At 65.1% G+C, this 16,054-nt stretch carries 12 protein-coding genes; 6 read left to right on the top strand and 6 right to left on the bottom strand.

Annotated elements, in window-relative coordinates:
* Positions 1-4 precede the first annotated feature (4 nt).
* The 3 genes from catA to CH294_RS11340 are packed head-to-tail and all read right to left on the bottom strand — an operon-like array spanning position 5 to position 2,941.
* Positions 5-871 carry a catechol 1,2-dioxygenase gene (gene catA / locus CH294_RS11350; protein ID WP_052058768.1) on the bottom strand — a complete coding sequence of 289 codons (867 nt, stop codon included), beginning with the start codon at positions 869-871 and terminating at the stop codon, positions 5-7.
* A gap of 40 nt (positions 872-911) precedes the next feature.
* Positions 912-2,015: an enolase C-terminal domain-like protein gene (locus tag CH294_RS11345; RefSeq protein WP_094703648.1), complete on the bottom strand. Its 1,104-nt coding sequence runs from the start codon at positions 2,013-2,015 to the stop codon at positions 912-914.
* Complete coding sequence (locus tag CH294_RS11340; protein WP_094703647.1) at positions 2,012-2,941, bottom strand: LysR family transcriptional regulator; 930 nt, start codon at positions 2,939-2,941, stop codon at positions 2,012-2,014. The genes CH294_RS11345 and CH294_RS11340 overlap by 4 nt, the downstream gene beginning before the upstream one ends.
* Positions 2,942-3,148: 207 nt before the next feature.
* On the opposite strand from CH294_RS11340, the gene benA reads away from it, so the two are divergent.
* From benA to CH294_RS11310, 6 genes are all read left to right on the top strand, one after another.
* On the top strand, positions 3,149-4,534 hold the full coding sequence (benA, locus tag CH294_RS11335; RefSeq protein ID WP_094737995.1) for a benzoate 1,2-dioxygenase large subunit: 1,386 nt from the start codon (positions 3,149-3,151) through the stop codon (positions 4,532-4,534).
* A gap of 1 nt (position 4,535) precedes the next feature.
* Complete coding sequence (gene benB, locus CH294_RS11330; protein ID WP_037154920.1) at positions 4,536-5,075, top strand: benzoate 1,2-dioxygenase small subunit; 540 nt, start codon at positions 4,536-4,538, stop codon at positions 5,073-5,075.
* Positions 5,076-5,106: 31 nt separating this feature from the next.
* A complete protein-coding gene (gene benC / locus CH294_RS11325) occupies positions 5,107-7,827 on the top strand; it encodes a benzoate 1,2-dioxygenase electron transfer component BenC (RefSeq protein WP_094737994.1) in 2,721 nt (906 codons plus the stop codon).
* A 60-nt stretch (positions 7,828-7,887) separates the two neighbouring features.
* Positions 7,888-10,590 carry a LuxR family transcriptional regulator gene (locus CH294_RS11320; RefSeq protein ID WP_094738373.1) on the top strand — a complete coding sequence of 901 codons (2,703 nt, stop codon included), beginning with the start codon at positions 7,888-7,890 and terminating at the stop codon, positions 10,588-10,590.
* 152 nt (positions 10,591-10,742) lie between these two features.
* The gene (locus CH294_RS11315; RefSeq protein WP_094737993.1) at positions 10,743-12,107 is read left to right on the top strand and encodes an aromatic acid/H+ symport family MFS transporter; all 1,365 of its coding nucleotides are present in this window, start codon (positions 10,743-10,745) and stop codon (positions 12,105-12,107) included.
* The gene (locus CH294_RS11310) at positions 12,104-13,351 is read left to right on the top strand and encodes a benzoate/H(+) symporter BenE family transporter (RefSeq protein WP_094737992.1); all 1,248 of its coding nucleotides are present in this window, start codon (positions 12,104-12,106) and stop codon (positions 13,349-13,351) included. Before CH294_RS11315 ends, CH294_RS11310 begins: the two co-directional genes overlap by 4 nt.
* 11 nt (positions 13,352-13,362) lie before the next feature.
* On the opposite strand, the gene CH294_RS11305 is transcribed toward CH294_RS11310, so the two are convergent.
* The 3 genes from CH294_RS11305 to CH294_RS11295 form a co-directional block, all read right to left on the bottom strand.
* Positions 13,363-14,538: a 4-hydroxybenzoate 3-monooxygenase gene (locus CH294_RS11305; RefSeq protein WP_094737991.1), complete on the bottom strand. Its 1,176-nt coding sequence runs from the start codon at positions 14,536-14,538 to the stop codon at positions 13,363-13,365.
* A gap of 63 nt (positions 14,539-14,601) precedes the next feature.
* Entirely contained in the window at positions 14,602-15,354 is a 753-nt protein-coding gene (locus CH294_RS11300; RefSeq protein ID WP_094609249.1) for an IclR family transcriptional regulator, read from the bottom strand.
* Positions 15,355-15,390: 36 nt separating this feature from the next.
* Positions 15,391-16,054 (bottom strand): citrate synthase 2 (locus CH294_RS11295; protein WP_141216490.1); only part of this gene is annotated, 664 nt, incomplete at its 5' end.

Genomic DNA, 16,054 nt, shown 5'->3' with positions numbered 1-16,054 from the left:
TGCTTCAGGCCTTGTCGAGGACGAAGTCGTACGTCACTTCTTGGCCACCGTCGACGTCCTTCGGGTCCAGGATCAGCTCCGGCTTGACGGCGTTGGCAACGTCGTCGTCGTTGTGCGCATCTCCGGGGAAGTAGAGCTGAGTGGTGACCTGTTGGTAGCCGTCGGCCGCAATCTTGAGGTGCAGGTGCGCCGGACGCCACGGGTGCCAGCCGGCGGCGGAGATGAGATTGCCGCATGCCCCGTCGGTCGGGATCTGATACGGCGCAGGCTTCATGGTGTGAATCCAGAACTGGCCCTGATCGTCGGTGGTCACCGTGCCGCGCAGATTCCACTCCGGAATTCCGGGCGCGAACTGGGAGTAGAAGCCGTCGGAGTCGGCGTGCCAGATCTCGATGACGGCGTGCGGTAGAGGGGTGCCGTCCACAGCTTTCACCTGGCCCTGGAACAGCAGCGGGGTGCCCTGCTCGCCGTCTCGCGTCGGTACGATCGCAGCCGATCCGAGCTCGGGGGCATCGGGGACATAGAAGGGGCCTTCGATGGTGCCCTTGCTGCCCTCGCGGGATTCGCCGGCGACTTCTTCGACGACGTGCTCCACCCAGACGTCGAGGAACAGCGGCCACTCGCCGGTCTGTCCCACGTTGATGAGCCAGGCCTTGAGGGCGTTGTACTCGTCGTAGGTGACCTTGTGCTCACGGATGGTGTCGTGGACAGCAGACAGCACCTGGCGGGCGAGCAGACTGACTCGCTCGGGCGGGGTGTTCGCCGCCGCCTGCTTGTCGGAGGTGAAACGCTCGGTAGCGTTCGCGCCGGTCGCGGCAGCTGTTGCCACCTCGCCCGACAGGTGGTTCGTCTCTACGTGGTCGACACTCATGTCTACTCCTTGCGGTGAAGTTGGATTGCTGAACTGAAAATCATTGGTCGGTGCGGTATTTCGCGAGCTTGTCCGGATCGATGCGAACACCGAGTCCCGAGCCGGGTAGGACGCTGAGCGTGCCGTCCCGAATCTCGAGCTTTTCGGTCAGCAGGTCGTCGCTCATGTCGAGGAAGTTGGACAGCTCACCTGCTCGACGCGACGTCAGGTCGAACGCCGCGCCGAAGGCAACGGTGCAGGCCGTGCCGAGCTGTCCGTCGATCTGGTTCCCCATCACCACGTCGATGCCGAGGCCCTCACACAGATGGTGGGTCCGCTGCGACGTCGTGAACCCGGTGCGCGCAGTCTTGATGCTCACCGCAGTCGCGGAACCACCGAGAATCTCACGGGTGACCTCGGCCGGGGTGGTCGCGGATTCGTCTGCCACGAAGGGGATGTCGAGTTGCCGAACCAGCCAGCGGCGGCCGAGGACGTCGTCGGCCGGGCACAGTTCCTCGGCGAGAGTAAGACCCAGATCCGACATCTCTTTCATGGCACGCGCAGATTCGGCGGCGGTCCAGCCTCGATTGCCGTCCACGTAGAGTTCGACGCCCTCGCCCAGTCCTTCTCGGAGAGCGCGTACGACAGCCGTGTCGAGGTCGACGGGCCGACGGCCCACCTTGACCTTGAAGACCTCGATTCCGTACGTCTCCCGCATCCTGGTGGCTTCGTCGACCATCGCAGCCGGGGTGTCGAACCCGAGCATGTGGCTCACACGCATCCGGTCGGTGTATCCGCCGAGCAATTCGGTGACGGGAAGGTCGAGGGTCTGACCGAGGGCATCCCAGATCGCCATGTCCACTGCCGACTTTGCCACCGGATTACCCACGGTACGAGCCAGTTTCGCATGTACCACCTCGCGCTCGACGAGGGTGAGGCCGACGATCGCCGGAGCGAAGATGGTCTCGATCACCGCAGCCACTCCCTGCTGCGTCTCGCCGTAGGTGAACGGCCGGGGCGGAGCGTCTGCGATACCCACGACTCCGTCGTCGGTATGTACCCGAACGAGTACGTGCTCGGCCGCAGAGACCTCACCGCTGGCGAACTTCAGCGGCTTGCGGTATGGGATCGAGTACGGGATCGCCTCGACTGCAACGATTTTCATGACACGCCCTTCGACTGTGCAGACGGTACGGATGATTCGAGTCGAGGAAGCACGCCCGCGTCCTCCAGAGCGCCGACAAGGGCATCGACGAGGGCCGACGGCCGGTCTCGGCACCAGGCCAACGCCAGATCGATGGTGCTCGCGCCGGCGATGTCGCGGAACACGACGCCGTTCAACTGCAGCGCTCGGACGGATTCGGGAACCAACGCAACGCCCAACCCGGCTGCGACGAGCGCGAGCAACACCGAGGTGTCCGGAGCCTCGTGTTCGCGCCTGGGGCTGAAGCCCGCGGCGCGACAGCTCGTCACGACGGCTTCGTTGACCACCGAATGCGTGTCGGCGTACATGACGAAGTCCTCGTACGCGAGATCGGCGACGTCGAGCGCCGGTTCGGTGGAGAAACGATGATCGACGGGCAATGCGAGCACCAACGATTCCGTGGTGATCGTCCGCAACACCAGATCGTCACCGGCAACAGGGGGCCGCAGCACCGCAACGTCCAGATGTTCCGAGCGCAGACCGTCCACCTGGGCAGGGGTGAGCAGGTCCCCGTGGATCTCCAACGCGATACCGGGCAGACGCTGCTTGATCGCACGCGCGATCGGCGGCAGTTGATCGAAGGCCGCAGTACCGGTGAAGCCGATGCGTACCAGTCCGTATCGGCCGTCGGCGATCCTTCGTACTCCCCGCGCACTCTGCTCGAGGTTGTCCAGATTGCGCAGCGTCTCTCGATAGAAGAACTCCCCCGCCGGAGTCAGGCTCACCTGACGGGTCGTCCTGGCCAGCAGCGTCACACCCAGCTCGGCCTCCAACTGGCGAACCGATTGCGACAACGCCGGCTGAGCCAGGTGCAGCCGCGTAGCGGCCTGCCCGAAGTGCCGAGTCTCGGCCACGGCCACGAAGTGGTAGAGGTGCCGAAGTTCCATGAACGAGCCTCTCTGTACGTGGTGGGGTGACCCTGACCACAGTATGGAAGTAATCCATCGTTGACAAAGACCTATTTTGCGTCGATTGATAAGTGTCAGCGATCAATGTCCACCCAGGTCGGGCCTAGGCAAAGCCCTGGTGTGACGGCGGCCACTCCCTGACACAGTCGCTTGTAATCGAACTCGAAGCGCCTGGAGGAACCCGATATGACCGACATGCTGGATCACGTACAGAACACGATCGACGGAGCGGTGATCGACGATGTCGCGGCGGGCATCTACCGCGCCAACCGCAGCATCTTCACCGACGAGGAGGTCTTCGAGCTCGAGATGAAGCACATCTTCGAGGGCAATTGGATCTATCTCGCCCACGAAAGTCAGCTCCCGAACAACGGCGATTACTTCACGGTGCACATGGGTCGGCAGCCCGTTGTCATCACCCGCGACAAGGACGGCGAGCTGCATTGCCTCATCAACGCGTGCGCGCACCGCGGTGCGATGCTGTGCCGACGCAAGACGGACAACCGCACCACGCTCACCTGCCCCTTCCACGGCTGGACGTTCCGTAACGACGGCACGCTGCTCAAGGTCAAAGATCCCGACGGCGCCGGCTACCCCGACACATTCGACGTCGACGGATCGCACAACCTCACCAAGGTCCCCCGATTCGAGAGCTACCGCGGTTTCCTCTTCGCGAGCCTGAACGACGACGTCTCGACCCTCGCCGAGCATCTCGGTGACACGACGAAGGTCATCGACATGCTCGTCGACCAGTCTCCCGAGGGCCTCGAAGTTCTACGCGGATCCTCGTCGTACACCTTCGACGGAAACTGGAAAGTGCAGGCGGAGAACGGGGCCGACGGCTACCACGTCAGCGCCGTGCACTGGAACTACGCCGCGACCACCTCACGCCGCAACAACGGTGAATCCAAGAACACCACCAAGGCGCTCGACGCCGGCGGCTGGGGCAAGTCCGGCGGCGGTTACTGGTCCTACCCCAACGGCCATCTCTGCCTGTGGACCTGGGCGGCCAACCCCCAGGATCGCCCACTGTGGGACCAGATGGACTCGCTGAAGGAGAAGTTCGGCGACGCCAAGGGCGAATTCATGGTGAAGGGTTCACGCAACCTGTGCCTGTACCCGAACGTCTACCTGATGGATCAGTTCAGCACGCAGATCCGGCACTTCCGGCCGATCGCGCCCAACAAGACCGAGGTCACCATCTACTGCATCGCACCCAAGGGCGAGAGCAAAGAGGCTCGCGCACATCGGATCCGGCAGTACGAGGACTTCTTCAACGCCTCCGGCATGGCGACACCCGACGACCTGGAGGAGTTCCGCTCGTGCCAGCTGACGTTCCAGGCGACCAATGCGCCGTGGAACGACATGAGCCGCGGCGCGGAGCACTGGCTCACCGGACCGGATCCGGTGGCCGAGGCACTCGACATGCCCGGTGTCATCTCGGCGGGTGTCAAGAACGAAGACGAGGGTCTGTTCCCCGTCCAACACGGCTACTGGCGCAAGACACTGCTCGCTGCCCTCGACAAGCAGCGCGCAGCCGACTCCGTACCCGCTGCAGCACAGGAGGTCTGACATGACTGCCACCGTCGACAACACCGATAGCCGGCAGACCGCCCCGTCGCGCCTGATCACCCAGTCATCCATCGAGCAGTTCCTCTACCGCGAAGCGCGCTACCTCGACGATCGCGAGTTCGAGAAGTGGCTCACGTGCTACGCGGACGACGTCGAGTACTGGATGCCCTGCTGGGACGACAACGACCTGCTCACCGAGGATCCCCAGACCGATATCTCACTGATCTACTACGAGAACAAGGGTGGGCTCGAGGATCGTGTGTTCCGCATCAGGACCGAACGGTCCAGTGCCACGTCGATACCCGAACCGCGGACCAGTCACAACATCAGCAACGTCGAGGTCATCGAACGTCGGGGAGATATCGTCGACGTCCGATTCAACTGGCACACCATGTATTTCCGGTACAAGACCATCGATCCGTATTACGGAACCTCGTTCTACACGATCGACTTCTCCGGCGACTCGCCGCTCATCCGGCGCAAGACCGTGGTGCTGAAGAACGACTACATCCACCACGTCGTCGACATCTATCACTTCTGATCGACCTGCCGTCATCCCGAGGAGTTCCATCGTGAGCCATTCCGTCGCACTGTCCTTCGAGGACGGCGTCACCCGCTTCATCACCTGCGAGGACGACCAGACCGTCGCCGACGCCGCGTACCGCTCGCGGATCAACATCCCTCTCGATTGCCGAGACGGAGCGTGCGGAACCTGCAAGGCTCTGTGCGAGTCGGGTGAGTACGACGGCGGTACCTACCTCGACGACGCGCTGTCGCAGTCGGAATCGGACGAGGGCTACTGTCTGCCCTGCAGCATGAAGCCCACCTCCGATCTGGTGCTGCAGATCGCGAGCACGTCGGCGGTAGCGAAAACCCAAGCGGCGACCCACGACACGGTCGTGACCGCCGTGGAGAAACTCTCCCCCACCACGGTCAGGCTCGCCGTCGAGGCACCGGCGGGTGGCACGCTCGCCTTTCTCCCCGGCCAGTACGTCAACATCACTGTCCCCGACTCCGACGAAACCCGGTCGTACTCCTTCAGCTGCGTCTCCGGATCGGCCGAGTTGGAATTCCTGGTCAAACTCACCCCGGGCGGGTTGATGTCCACGTACCTGAGCGACACGGCGGCCGTGGGCGACAAGATCTCGTTCACCGGCCCACACGGCAGTTTCTTTCTGCGCGAGGCTCAGCGACCTGCGCTACTACTGGCGGGCGGAACCGGATTGGCTCCGATCCTCTCGATCCTGCGCACCATGGCCGGCGAATCCAGCACTCGTCCTGTGCATCTCGTGTACGGCGCCAGTACCGACGACGACGTCGTCCAGCTGGACGAGCTCGCCGGCCTGGCCTCGACACTGGATGGATTCACGTGGGATCACTGCGTTTCGGACCCCTCGACCACCGCTGCGAACAAGGGGTACGTCACTGCCCTGTTGACCGACGCTCATCTCAACGGCGGCGATGTCGCGGTCTACCTGTGTGGTCCGCCTCCCATGGTGGAGGCCGTCCGAACGCATTTCAGCGAGGCCGGCATCGAACCGACGGGCTTCTACTACGAGAAGTTCGCGCCGTCCTCGGCAGCTGCGAAGGAGAGCATCGGCGACGAAAACGATTCGGTTGCAGCGGCGCTGGTGGACGACGAGCCGACGCCGGTCCACGAACACGCGGAAGCGACGATCGAAGCAGCTGACGCACCCGCGGAGAACCCCGCAGACGACGTCGACCCCGCCCTGGACGGCAGGAACATCTTCGGTCGAGCCGTGTTCGGCAGTCGCATGGCGGAGCCTCTGTACTCGCACGGCGCGAGCTTCTCGGACTCCGAGGAGGCAGACACCATGCGCGCGATCGCGGGTCAGCGCGTTACTGTCGCCGGCTCGGCCGCCGACCGGACCGGGTTGGACGACAGCTCCGATCTGCTCCTCACTCCCGAGGCACACTCCGTTGCAGCACAACACATCTGGCCTTCGCGGGATATCCAGCCGCTCGTCACGCGCAGTCCCGAACCTGCCCCGGCCTCGAGTTCGGGGTACGAGATCGGCGAGGAGCATCCATCGGTACACGAGTCGGACGCGGTGTTCGAGGCCAGGCGCGCCCTCGAACTCGGTGCCCTCGAACTCGTGATCGGCCGGCTGTCCTCGCAGCAGATCTCCGGATACCGACTGTTGGCCGAGACCACCACTCGCTACGTCGACGGTGACCGATTCGTCGATGCCGCCGCGTACACCGAGACCAATGCCGCTTTCCACGACTACCTCTTCACCCAAACAGGCAACGAGCATCTGCTGCAGGCCTATCGGGCTCTCGGCGTCAAGGCCGCAATGGAGGACGTGCTGCGCAACGCGACGTGGTGCGATCCGCTCTGCGCCCAGGATCACCTCGACATAGTCGACGCGTTCGAGGCCGGAGACCGTGAGCGCGCACGGGCATTGATCGCCGATCACGCCGACCGTTCGAAGGCGACGATGAAACGCGCCATGAACGAATCCCGGGCGAACAAAACGCCCAAGTTCGTCAGCCCGGGTCGATTCGCAGGCAAGGTCGTGCTGATCACCGGCGCGGCCCAGGGCATCGGAGAATTCGTGGCCCGGCGGATCGGTGCCGAAGGCGGAGCACTGATTCTGGCCGACCGGTCCGAGCTGGTCGAATCCCTCACCGAGGAATTTCGGCGAGGCGGTGTCGAGGCCACCCCAGTGATCGCCGACCTCGAAACCTGGGAGGGCGCTTCATCGGTGGTGGACGCCGCACTCACTGCACACGGACGCGTCGACGTGTCCATTCACGTCGTCGGCGGCACCATCTGGGCCAAGCCGTACGCCGAGTACCCGCCCGAGCAGATCGAGAAGGAAATCTCCCGGTCCCTGTTCCCGACGCTGTGGTCCTGCCGCGCCGTGATCCCGCACATGATCGAACGCGGCGGCGGCACCATCGTCAACGTCTCCTCGGTCGCAACCCGCGGCATCCACCGGGTTCCCTACGCAGCTGCGAAGGGGGGCGTCAACGCCATCACGGCAACTCTGGCCCTCGAGGCAGCACCGCACGGCGTTCGGGTGGTTGCCACGGCCCCCGGCGGTACCGACGCACCACCGCGACGCGTCGCTCGTGGACCCGCACCCTCGACGGAGCAGGAGAAGAACTGGTACCAGGCCATCGTCGACCAGACCGTGGACTCCTCGTTGCTCAAACGCTACGGAACACTCGACGAGCAAGCCGCGGCGATCTGCTTCCTCGCCTCCGACGAGGCGTCGTACATCACCGGTACCGTGCTCCCGGTCGCCGGCGGCGACCCGGGCTGAGTCATGACCGTGTTGGTTCGATCGCCGGACGCACTCGTACGCCGCGGATACGGTGACGTCATGTCCCCTTCACCGTTGATCGGCCGCGGTGAACTGCTGGACGTCCTGATTCGGGCTCTCGACGGCTCCGCGACGACGTCGACCTTTGTGGTGCTGACCGGCCCGGCGGGCATCGGCGCATCGTCGATTCTGCGTGAAGTCGAACGGACGGTCGGAAGCGAGGGGCATCGCACGGTGGTGCGCCGCGCAGGTGCGGTGCCGTGGGAAACGCACGTGCCGTTCGGCCTCGTCACGCAACTCGTCCCGGGCGTCGGGATCGAAGGGACGGACCCGGTCGAATGGGGACACCGCATCGCCGACGCGTTGGCGGCGGACGCCGTGACGATCCTGCTGATCGACGACGCGCACGACTGCGACGCGGACTCGCTCCGTGCACTCGCCTCCGCCGTCAGGCACCACCGATCCGCGAGACTCGCGGTCGTCTGTACTCGAAAGCCGTTGCCCGACGGCTTCATCGAGTCGCACCGGGTTCTCGATCGCGCAGCCGACCTGTCCGTGGCAGTACCGGCGCTGACGGTGTCGGCCGTTGCCGAAATCGCTGCCCTGCAGGGGATCATCCTGTCACCGTCCTCGGCTGCTCACCTGACGCGTCACACCGGTGGACGTCCCCGACACGCCTTGGCGCTGCTGGACGAGGTGCCGCGCGAGACCTGGAAGGGTGTTCGCCCCGACCTGCCTGCGCCCGCCTTCGTCGAGGCAGACGTTCGGACCACTCTCGCTCTCTGCACGGACGAGGCTCGGCGTCTGGTCTCGGCCGTCACCGTTCTCGAAGACGGCCGACCATTGACCACGGTGTGCGAGGTCGCCGGCATCGACGATCCCTGGCCTGCTGTCGATCTCGCAGAACGATTCGCACTGGTGACCGTCCGACGCAGCTCCGCAGCGACCATCCTCGAGATCCACGATCCCACGGTCCGCGCCGCGGTGCTCGCGACGATGAGCAGAGTCGAGCGCGCGCAGGTGCATCGAGCCGCTGCCGCAGCCGAGGCCGACCCGGCCGATCAGCTGGCGCACCTGGTCCACGCGTCGCCACTGCCCGATCCACTGGTCTCGGACCGCCTGGACGCGCTCGCGGCGACACGTGCAGGAATCGGCGAATGGGCCACGGCAGCACGGCTGTACCTTCTGTCGAGCCGGTCGACCCAGGAACCGCATGCCCGCGAGGATCGGCTCGTCCGCGCGGTGGACGCCCTCATCGGCGCCGGTGACATGCGGACGGCCTCGGACTACATCGCCGAGATCGAAAGTCTCCGTGAAACCCCTACGCGTAATGCCGTACTCGGCTATCTGGCCATCCTGCGCGGCCGCCCCAACGAAGCCGAAGCTCGACTCACCCGGGCGTGGCAGCTCGTACGGACGCGGCACGACCCCGAGGTCGCCGCTGTGATCTGTCATCGGCAGGTACTGCACAATCTGGCGCGCTGCGACGGTGCCAACCTCGTGCTGTGGGCCGATCGCGCAGTCGAACTCGTCGGAGCCGACCACGCAACCGCGGTCGAGGCGCAGTCCATTCGAGGCCTCGGTCTGGCGGGCACCGGGCGTGTCGCAGAAGCACTGAGCAGCTACCGAGACCTGTGGGGTCACGCCAGTACCGGGGCCGTCGGACAACGGGTGCAGATGGGTGCGGGCTGGCTCCACTTCGCAACGGACCACATCGATCTCGCGCGCTCGGAACTCGAAGCCGCAGCACCGACCGACTTCCTCGGCGGTTCGACGCGAATCTCGTTGTGGGCTCACGGTTGGCTGGCGCGCACCTATTTCGTCACCGGCGAGTGGGATGCGGCGCTTCGGTTGGTCGGAGCTGGTTCCGACTTGGCCGACCGTTCCGGTGCCGCATTGATCGTTCCGCTGCTCCAGTGGACCGCGACGCAGATCCACGCACTACGCGGAGACTGGGTGGCCGCCGCAACCAGCGCACACCGCGGTGATTCCGGTGCCCGCGACTACGAGATCATGAGGGTACCAGCGGCTCTCGGTCGTGCGGCCATCGCGGAGGCACAAGCGGACTATGCCGGGGTCCTCCGCGCTCTTGCCCCCTTGACCGAGCAGTGGGCTCACGCCGACGTGTCCGAACCCGGTTTCTGGGCGTGGCCGGATGTGTACGCCAATGCACTGATAGTCGAGGGCCGACTCGACGAGGCAGACGAGTTTCTGATTCCACACGAGGCCAGGGTGCGCGATCGTGGTCACCGCTCCGCACACGCACGCCTTGCCTGCGCTCGTGGCCGACTGCACGGCGCGATGGGCGATCTCGACTCTGCCCGAGCATCATTCGAGGACGCCCTCACTTCGTTGGCACCGCTGCCCCTCACGTACGACCGCGCCCGAGTCAACTACGCCTACGGGCAGACCCTGCGCAGAGCCGGGAAGCGGCGCGAGGCCGATGCCGTCGTCAGCGCGGCACGCGAAGGCTATCTGGCACTGGGGGCAACCACGTACGTACGACGGTGCGACCGTGAACTCAAAGCCGGTGGTGTGCACGCCGTTCTGAAGGACAGAGCTCACGATGCACTGACCCCGCAGGAGGACGCCGTCTCGAGCCTGGTCGCCACAGGAATGACCAATCGCGAGGTCGCGGCCGAATTGTTCTTGTCGGTCAAGACAGTTCAGTTTCACCTCACCAGGGTGTACGCCAAGATGGGCATTCGCTCGAGAGCGGAGCTGGCCGCTGCGCGGTCCACCGACGACGGCTCGACGACATGATCGCAGCGCACCCACTTTCGCAATGCCGAGGTAAGCACTAGGCAAAGCCCTGGTGTGACTCAGCCCACGATTTGGGACAGTGATGCAACCCGCTCGGCCGTCAGCGCCGATTCAGCCTTCAAGCGGTACTCCCTGACCGAAAAGGATCCCCGATGACTGCACCGGACTCCCTGAAAACCGGCACATCAGCCAGCACTGCCTGGGCCAGCGATCGGCACCGCCGCAGCGTGTTGTGGATCGTCGCACTGTCTACGGCAGCAATCGTTTTCGACGGCTACGATCTCGTCGTCTACGGCACCGTCCTGCCGACGCTGCTTGCCGATTCTGCCCAGCTGGGCGCGCTGGATCCGCAAACTGCGGGCGCGCTGGGTTCCTACGCGCTGATCGGGGTCATGGTCGGCGCTCTGACCGCCGGGGCCTTCGGTGATCGGATCGGCCGTCGCAGAACGATGTTGACATGCATCGTCTGGTTCTCGGTGGGAATGGGGGCCACTGCACTCGCACAGAACGTCACGATGTTCGGCGCACTTCGGTTCCTGACCGGTATCGGAGTCGGCGGCCTCGTCGCCACGGTAGGTGCCATGATTGCCGAATTCGCACCACCCGGACGTCGAAACTTGTTCAACGCCATCGTCTACAGCGGCATTCCGGCCGGTGGCGTCCTGGCGTCGTTGGCCGCGATCACCCTGCAGGATTCGATCGGCTGGCGCGGACTGTTCTGGATCGGCGCACTCCCACTGTTCGTATTGCTACCGCTGGCTCTGCTGCGGATGCCGGAATCCCCGCGGTGGCTGTTGGCGCACGGACGCGTCGCCGATGCACAGGAGATCTGCGCACGGACCGGCATTCCGATGCCCGACGCAGAGCCGGTCGTCGCCGGCGATCGCGTCGGATTCGCAGCACTGGCCCGCAAGCCACTACTGCGCCCGACGGCTCTCCTCGGGCTGATGAGCTTCTCCGGCCTACTGCTGACCTACGGCCTCAACACCTGGCTGCCACAGATCATGTCCGAGGCCGGTTACAACGCCAAGGGTTCACTGTCGTTTCTGTTGGTGCTCAACGGTGGTGCCATCATCGGTGGCCTGATCGCGTCTCGCGTCGCCGACCGCACCGGACCACAGCGCGTCATCGCGGTCACCTTCTGCCTCGCCGCGCTGTCGTTGGTTCTGCTGACGCTGAACTTCCCGCTCGGAGTCCTGCTCGTCGCCGTGGCCGGTGCAGGCATCGGTGCCATCGGCACTCAGGTGCTGATCTACGGATTCGTCTCGAACTACTACCCCACCACCGCCCGTGCAGCAGGAGTTGCGTGGTGCGCCGGATTCGGCCGGCTCGGCGGCATACTCGGACCGCTGCTCGGCGGAATCCTGCTCGGAGCCGGCATCGCGTCGTCCACCGCGTTCTACATCTTTGCCGTCGTAGCGCTGCTCGGCGCACTGGTCACCACCGCTGTTCCCGCGGTTCGAGCCCTGCGCCGATCCGATCCAGTACCCATCGAGCCGGTGAAAGTGGCTGAATGACAGATAATTTCGAGCGTCTCGTCTCGGGCGAACTACCGGAGCGTCGCCCGCCGAGTCTGCGTGCTCTACGCGCCGACTTCGGCGGGCAGTACGTCGGTGCAGGGGCAACCGGCGTGCTGTTCAGCGCAACCGGGCCGGTTGCGGTCATCATGGGTGCCGCCGCAGCGGGCTCGCTCACCGCCGCACAGACAGCGTCGTGGGTCTTCGGAGTATTCGTACTCAACGGCACCCTCACCGTGGTGGCGAGCTGGGTGTATCGGATGCCGCTGAGCTTCTTCTGGACCATTCCGGGCACTGTTCTGGTCGGACAATCGTTGGCGTCGCTGACCTGGCCCGAGGTCGTCGGGGCCTACCTTGCTACCGGGGTCCTCATCATCGTGCTCGGAGCCACCGGGGTGGTGACGAAACTGATGGATTTTCTGCCGCACAGCGTGGTGATGGCGATGGTGGCCGGTGCATTTCTGTCGTTCGGAACCGGACTGGTGCAGTCTGTTTCGTCCAATGTGATCGTCGCCGGTGCCATGGTCGTGGCGTGGTTGGCGCTGACCCGATCCGCGACGTGGTCGAAGCGGGTACCGCCGGTGCTCGCTGCATTGGTCACGGGGCTCGCTGCACTCGCAGTAACAGGCGGATTCACACGGATGACGGGGCCTGCGGCAGAGCTCCCCCTGATCGGCTTACCGGAGCTCGTTGCGCCGGCGTTCAGTGGTGCGGCACTGGCGCAGTTGGTGATACCGCTTGCCATCACCGTGGTCGCGGTTCAGAACGGTCAGGGTGCAGCAGTATTGAACTCTGCGGGCCATCGAGCACCGATGACCGTCGTCACCATCGCGTGCGGCATCTGGTCACTTCTCGTCGCGCCACTGGGTGCGGTATCGACGTGTCTGGCCGGTCCGACCAACGCGTTGCTCGTTGCCGTCGGTGCACGGTCACGGCAGTACATCGCCGGAATGACCTGCGGCGCACTCGCCATCGTGGTGGGTGTGGCGGCACCACTGCTGGTGCGCGGCCTGTCCGTGGTGCCCGCAACGTTCATCGCGGCCCTCGCCGGTCTGGCAATGCTCGAGGCACTGCGCGGTGCATTCACCGCCGCGTTCTCCGAGTCGTCCGGCCGCCCGATGCTCGCGCCCCTGATCACCCTGCTGGTCACCATCTCCGGCACCGACGTCGGAGGCCTCGGCGCTCCGTTCTGGGGATTGGTCGCCGGTGTTGCAGTTACTTACCTGCTCGATCGCCGACGGTAGTTCCCAAGAGGTCAGAACCCGATCGGCAAACCGGCGTAGTTCTCCGCCAGTCCCATTGCGCCCGCTTCGCTGGAAGCCACCCACTTCAGCTGCGAGAGCTGCAACTGCGCATCGAACGGGTCGTCGCCCGTGTGCAGCATCGTCGTCATCCACCACGAGAAGTGCGTGCAACGCCAGACGCGTCGAAGTGCCGTGTCGCTGTACGTGTCAGCACTGTGTGTCCCCTTCCCCTGCAGCAACTGCGCCAGTGCAGGTGCGAGCAGAGCCACATCGGCAACCGCGAGGTTGAGACCCTTTGCGCCCGTGGGAGGCACAATGTGCGCTGCGTCGCCTGCCAGAAACAGATTGCCGTGTCGCATCGGTGTCTGCACGTAACTGCGCATCGGCAGCACGCTCTTCTCGGTGATCGGTCCCGGGTTCAGCGCCCACCCGTCCTGACCGTGTCCGAGCCTGTCTGCCAACGCATCCCAGATTCGATCGTCGGACCAGGTGTCGATATCGGTGCCGTTCGGCACCTGCAGATACAACCGACTGACCGTCGACGATCGCATCGAGTGCATGGCGAAGCCGTCCTGATGCCAGGCGTAGATCAACTCGTCCGTCGACGGCGCGACGTCGGCGAGAACTCCGAGCCAGGAGTACGGATACACCCGTTCCCACGTGTTGCGGACAGCATCGGGCATGGCAGCACGACTCGGCCCGAAGGAGCCGTCGCATCCGGCGATGACGTCGGCGTCGATCCGCATCGCGTTGCCCGACGCGTCCGTGAAAGTGACGTAGGGGTCGTCGGATTCGACGTCGTGCAGCGCGGTATCGGAGACGTCGTAGTAGATCTGCTGGCCGGCCTTCTCGCGTGCCGCCACGAGATCCTTCGTGACCTCGGTCTGCCCGTAGACCCACACGCTTCTGTCCACCAGATCACGAAAGTCGATGTGGTGCCGCTCTTCCGGCCACTGCAGATAGATACCGCGATGCTCGTGGCCCTCGCGGTGCAGGCGCTCCCCGAGTCCATGTTCGTCGAGCAACTGGACCGTCGAATGCTCGAGAATTCCGGCGCGGATCCGGGCGAGCACGTAGTCCTGAGTACGCGACTCGATCAGGATGGAGTCGATCCCCTGCTCACCGAGCAGGTGGGACAGCAGCAGACCCGCGGGCCCTGCACCGATGATGGCAACCTGTGTACGCATGAGTCGAGTACACCGCGGTGATCCACGTCTCTACAAGCCAGAGCTTCCACTGAGTGGAAGAGGCTATCCAGTTCTCAGGCTGCGGCCGATTCCCTGGGCCGCAACCTGTAGCGCCGCAACCAGTCTGACGCGATCACGCCCGATACTCGGAACCACGAGTCCCAAGGATGCGACCACGTTCTCGCCGTCGCGAATCGGAACGGCCACAGAACAGGCCCCGAGGGTCATCTCCTCGACCGTCTGGGCGTATCCCTCGCGATGCACCCGGCGTAGTTCGTTCTCCAACTGCGCCGGTCGAGTCACCGTGAACGGGGTGATGCGAGTCAGGTTTCGAAGTACGCGATCGTGCACCTCCCTCGGCGCGTACGCCAACAGCACCTTGCCCACCCCGGTCGAGTACAACGGCAATCGCGCACCCACCCGACTGATTGCAGGCACGGACGCATGGCCTGCCAGCCTGTCGAGGTACAACACCTCGTCTCCGTCCCGAATGGCCAGGTGCACCGTCGCGAGAGTCGCACCGTAGATGTCGTGCAGAAACGGCGACGCGATCTCGCGCAGATCGGACTGATCCGGTGCCAACAGTCCGAGTTTCCACAGTCGACGCCCCACTACGTACCGACCGTCGTCCGAGCGCACGAGCGCTCCCCAGTCGACCAGTTCACGTACCAGGCGGTGGGCCGTGGCAATGGGAAGGTTTGCGCCATCGGCCAATTCGGTCAACGTCAACGCAGGGGCATGTTCGTCGAACACCGACAGCACAGCCAGCAGCCGCGAGGCCACCGAGGCCCCGGGATCCCGTACGTTCCCAGCCATCAGCACGACGATAGCGCCAATCGACGACCTTCCCGCTCAGGATGGCGTTCGCGCCGCCCAGCCGTCGACGGACTCGGGGGTACGGGGTTCGGGGCCGGTGTACAGGGCGGCCGGGCGGACGAGCTTGCCCAGACGCTTCTGTTCCAGGATGTGGGCGCACCAGCCTGCGGTGCGTCCGCAGGTGAACATGGCGGGCATCATGTGGGCGGGGACCTCGGCGAAGTCGAGGATCACCGCGGCCCAGAATTCGACGTTGGTTTCGATGGCGCGGTCGGGGCGGCGTTCACGTAGTTCGGTCAGCGCGGCTTGTTCGAGGGCGGCGGCGACTTCGTAGCGGGGTGCGTTCAGTCTCTTGGCGGTGGCGCGTAGGACGCGGGCGCGGGGGTCCTCGGCGCGGTAGACGCGGTGCCCGAAGCCCATGAGCTTTTCTTTGCGGTCGAGGATGCCGGTGATCAGGGCGCGGGCGTCGCCGGTCTTCTCGACTTGTTCGATCATCGGTAGGACGCGGGCGGGGGCGCCGCCGTGCAGGGGCCCGGACATGGCGCCGATGGCACCGGACAGGCAGGCGGCGACGTCGGCTCCGGTGGAGGCGATGACGCGTGCGGTGAAGGTGGAGGCGTTCATGCCGTGTTCGGCGGCCGAGACCCAGTAGGCGTCGATGGCGGCGACGTGGGCGGGGTCGGGTTCGCCTTTCCAGCGG

Source organism: Rhodococcus sp. 14-2483-1-1, from assembly GCF_002259335.1.
Classification (GTDB): Bacteria; Actinomycetota; Actinomycetes; order Mycobacteriales; family Mycobacteriaceae; genus Rhodococcoides.
This window is presented reverse-complemented; position numbering and strand designations above follow the sequence as displayed.

Excerpts from the sequence above, each read along its gene's own strand:
- catA (WP_052058768.1), bottom strand. The coding sequence starts at position 871 with ATGAGTGTCGACCACGTAGAGACGAACCACCTGTCGGGCGAGGTGGCA.
- CH294_RS11345 (WP_094703648.1), bottom strand. The coding sequence starts at position 2,015 with ATGAAAATCGTTGCAGTCGAGGCGATCCCGTACTCGATCCCATACCGC.
- CH294_RS11340 (WP_094703647.1), bottom strand. The coding sequence starts at position 2,941 with ATGGAACTTCGGCACCTCTACCACTTCGTGGCCGTGGCCGAGACTCGG.
- benA (WP_094737995.1), top strand. The coding sequence starts at position 3,149 with ATGACCGACATGCTGGATCACGTACAGAACACGATCGACGGAGCGGTG.
- benB (WP_037154920.1), top strand. The coding sequence starts at position 4,536 with ATGACTGCCACCGTCGACAACACCGATAGCCGGCAGACCGCCCCGTCG.
- CH294_RS11320 (WP_094738373.1), top strand. The coding sequence starts at position 7,888 with ATGTCCCCTTCACCGTTGATCGGCCGCGGTGAACTGCTGGACGTCCTG.
- CH294_RS11315 (WP_094737993.1), top strand. The coding sequence starts at position 10,743 with ATGACTGCACCGGACTCCCTGAAAACCGGCACATCAGCCAGCACTGCC.
- CH294_RS11310 (WP_094737992.1), top strand. The coding sequence starts at position 12,104 with ATGACAGATAATTTCGAGCGTCTCGTCTCGGGCGAACTACCGGAGCGT.
- CH294_RS11305 (WP_094737991.1), bottom strand. The coding sequence starts at position 14,538 with ATGCGTACACAGGTTGCCATCATCGGTGCAGGGCCCGCGGGTCTGCTG.
- CH294_RS11300 (WP_094609249.1), bottom strand. The coding sequence starts at position 15,354 with ATGGCTGGGAACGTACGGGATCCCGGGGCCTCGGTGGCCTCGCGGCTG.